This is a genomic window from uncultured Thiodictyon sp. (assembly GCF_903828115.1).
Taxonomy (GTDB): domain Bacteria; phylum Pseudomonadota; class Gammaproteobacteria; order Chromatiales; family Chromatiaceae; genus Thiodictyon.
Genome location: NZ_CAIKKU010000766.1, coordinates 1 through 3,826 on the forward strand (window position 1 = coordinate 1; position 3,826 = coordinate 3,826).

The 3,826-nt window shown below is 68.8% G+C and carries 2 protein-coding genes; both read left to right on the forward strand.

Annotated features, from left to right (window positions below; genetic code table 11):
* The first annotated feature begins 210 nt into the window (after positions 1-210).
* The gene (locus tag QZY48_RS28095; protein ID WP_295436951.1) at positions 211-768 is read left to right on the forward strand and encodes a recombinase family protein; all 558 of its coding nucleotides are present in this window, start codon (positions 211-213) and stop codon (positions 766-768) included.
* Positions 768-3,740 (forward strand): Tn3 family transposase, encoded by a 2,973-nt coding sequence (locus QZY48_RS28100; protein WP_295436952.1) that lies wholly within the window; start codon positions 768-770, stop codon positions 3,738-3,740. The genes QZY48_RS28095 and QZY48_RS28100 overlap by 1 nt, the downstream gene beginning before the upstream one ends.
* Positions 3,741-3,826 lie beyond the last annotated feature (86 nt).

A 3,826-nucleotide genomic window follows, 5' to 3' on the forward strand; every position in this document is an offset into this window, starting at 1 on the left:
ATCCGGGGTCTCGGGCGCAACGGAACAGAAAACCTAGGTAAGGGCTGAACCCCACGATTTTCGGTGACTTCCGGCCTGTCGTCTCGTTGGGGTATACCCACGCGAGACACTCCCGGTGGAACAGTTTCGCCGTCTCATTTGGGTTGTCCGGGCGCTTCTGAGACGCTACCCTCATCGGGTCTAAACCCTAACGAGACGATTCGGCTCCCGATGGCCCGCTATGGCTACGCTCGCGTGTCCACGATCGACCAAGACCTCCGGTTGCAGGAGGCCGCCTTGCGGGCGGCCGGCTGCGACATCGTGCGCGCGGAGAAGGTCAGTGGGACCGCGCGCGACGGCCGCGCCGAACTCGCCTTGCTGCTGACGTTCCTGCGGCCCGGCGACACCCTCGTGGTCACACGCATCGACCGCCTGGCTCGCAGCATCAAGGACCTGCAGGACATCGTCGAGACGCTCAAGCAGCGGGGCGCGACCCTGATGGCGACCGAGCAGCCGATCGATACCACCCACGCCGCCGGCAAGGCCTTCCTGGATATGCTCGGGGTGTTTGCCGAGTTCGAGACCAATCTGCGGCGCGAGCGCCAACTCGAAGGGATCGCCGCGGCAAAGGGGCGCGGCATCTACCAAGGGCGCAAGGCTTCCATCGATGCCGCCGAAATCTGCCGGCTGCGCACCGAGGAGCGGCTGGGGGCAACCGCCATCGCGCGCCAACTCGGCATCGGCCGCGCCTCGGTCTATCGCGCCCTGGCCGGCTGCGACCGGACCTGATGCCGGTCACTTTTCTCTCCCCGCAACAGCGCGAGCGCTACGGCCAGTTTTGCGGTGACCCCACCCCCGAGCAATTGGCCCGCTACTTCCATCTCGACGACGCCGACCTGGCCTTCGTCCGCACCCACCGCGGCGCGCCGATGCGCCTGGGCTGCGCCATTCAACTCGGGACCCTGCGTTTCCTCGGCACCCTGTTGGCGGACCCCGTCGCCGTGCCGGCGGCGGTGGTTCGTTGCGTGGCGGAGCAACTCGGGGTGGAGGTCGGCGATAGTCTGGACGCGTACCGGGCCAGTCGCTGGCGTTGGCGCCACCCGCTCGAAATCCGCCACCACTACGGCTATCGCGACATCGGCGAGGGCAGCGTCGGTTTCCGCCTTGGCCGGTGGCTCTTCGCCCTGTGCTGGACTGGCACCGAGCGTCCCAGCGTCTTGTTCGACCGGGCCAGCGAGTGGCTGCTGACCCACAAGATCCTGCTGCCGGGCGCGAGCGTCCTGGAGCGCTTCGTCGCCCGACTGCGCAGTCGGGCGGAAGTGCGCCTGTGGCGGCTGCTCGGGCGCGGGGTCGATGCCGACCGGCAGGCGCGGCTGGAGGCTTTGTTGACGGTGCCACCGGGCGGCCGGTATTCACCCCTGGACCGGCTGCGCACCGGTCCGGTGTCGGTCAGCAGCCAATCGTTGATGGCCGCCTTGCACCGCCTGCAGGCGGTGCGCGCTCTGGGTATCGCGCTGCCCGCGGCATGCGTCCCGTCCAGCCGACTCGCCTCCCTCGCCCGCTTTGCCGGGGCGGCCAAGGTCAGCGCCATCGCGCGGCTGCCCCCGGCCCGCCGGTTGGCGACGCTGGTCGCCTTCGTGCATGGCCTGGAGGCAACCGCTCAGGACGACGCCCTGGAGGTGTTGGAACAACTGCTGCGCGGACTTTTCGCCGATGCCGCCCGGGCCGACCGCCAGGCGCGCCTGCGCACCCTCAAAGACCTGGATCGGGCGGCCCTCCTGCTGGCCACGGTCGGTCACCTCCTGCTCGATCCAGCGGTCGTCGATACCGACCTGCGTACCCAGGCGTTCGCACGCGTGCCCCCGGATATGCTGGCGCAGGCGCTGGCCAGTGTCGCGGCGCTGACCCGACCACCCGACGACGTGTTCTACGGCGAACTGGAGAAACGTTACACCACGGTGCGCCGCTTCCTGCCGACACTCCTCAAGGAGATCCGCTTCGGCGCCAGCCCAGCCGGTCAACCGGTGGCGGACGCCTGCGACTGGTTGCGCGAGCACGACCGCCACCCCAAAGCCGGCGACGCGCCGCGGTCGGTGATCGGCAAGTCCTGGCAGCACCTGGTGCTGAGGGAGGACGGTGGGGTCGATCGCCGCGCCTATACCTTTTGCGTACTCAATGCGTTGCACACGGCGCTGCGCCGGCGCGATGTCTTTGTCACCCCGAGTTGGCGCTACGCCGACCCGCGCGCCGGGCTTCTGGCGGGTGCCGACTGGGAGGCAGCACGGCCGATCGTCTGCCGCACACTCGGGCTGACTGCCGATCCGCAGCCCGCCCTGGCGGCCTTGGCAGCAGAACTCGACCAGACCTATCGCGCCGTGGCCGCGCGCTTACCGGACAATCCGGCTGTCCGCTTTGAAAAGGACGAGTTGATCCTCAGCCCCCTGGACAAGCTCGACGAACCGCCGTCCTTGATTGCCCTGCGGGCGGCGGTGCTGGCGCGCCTGCCACGCGTCGAACTCCCGGAAATTCTGCTCGAGATCGCCGCCCGCACCGGCTTTACCGACGCCTTCACCCATCTGACCGAGCGCGGGGCACGCGCCGCCGACCTGACCACCAGCCTGTGCGCGGTGCTCCTGGCCGAGGCCTGCAATACCGGCCCCGAGCCGCTGATCCGCACGGACGAGCCAGCGCTCAAGCGTGACCGCCTGTCGTGGGTCGACCAAAACTACCTGCGTGACGACACCCTGAGCGCCGCCAATGCGATCCTGGTCGCCGCGCAACATCGGCTCCCGCTCGCCCATGCCTGGGGCGGCGGCGAGGTCGCCTCGGCGGACGGTATGCGCTTCGTGGTGCCGGTGCGGACCCTGCACGCCGGACCGAACCCCAAGTATTTCGGTCAGCAGAAAGGGGTAACCTGGTACAACCTGCTCTCCGACCAGCTCACCGGGCTGAACGCCAGCGTGGTGCCCGGGACGCTGCGCGATTCCCTGGTGCTGCTGGGGGTGGTGCTTGAACAGCAAACCGAGCTGCAGCCGACCCAGATCATGACCGACAACGGCGCCTACAGCGATGTCGTGTTCGGCCTCTTCCGGCTGCTCGGGTACCGGTTTAGCCCCCGTCTCGCCGATATCGGGGGGACGCGTTTCTGGCGCATCGATCCGCAGGCCGACTACGGCGCCTTCGACGGGCTCGCGCGTCAGCGGATCGACCTGGAGTTGATCGCCCGGCACTGGGACGACCTGCTACGCCTGGCCGGCTCGCTCAAGCTCGGGCGCGTACCGGCGAGTGGGATCATGCGCACCCTCCAGATCGGCGACCGACCAACCCGCCTGGCGCAGGCGCTGGCCGAGTTCGGCCGGATCGACAAGACGCTGCATACCCTCGCTTACCTCGACGACGAAAACCGCCGCCGTGCCACCCTGTTGCAGTTGAACCGTGGCGAAGGGCGCCACAGCCTCGCGCGAGCCATGTTCCACGGCAAGCGCGGCGAACTGCGCCAGCGCTACCGGGAGGGCCAGGAGGATCAGCTCGGCGCGCTCGGGCTGGTGCTGAACACGGTGGTGCTGTGGAACACCGTCTACCTGGACGCCGCCCTCGCCCAACTGCGCCGCGAAGGGTACCCGGTCCAGGACGCCGACGTGGCGCGGTTGTCGCCGCTGATCTACGAGCACATCAACATGCTGGGACGCTACTCGTTCGCGGTACCGGAGGCCGTCCGTCGCGGTGAACTGCGGCCGTTGCGCAATCCATCTGAGGAGTAGGCGGCTGGCCGGGGCTCCCGCACGTCGCCCACAGGCCGGATGGGGGGGCTTACCTAGGTTTTCTGTTCCATTGCGCCCGAGACCCC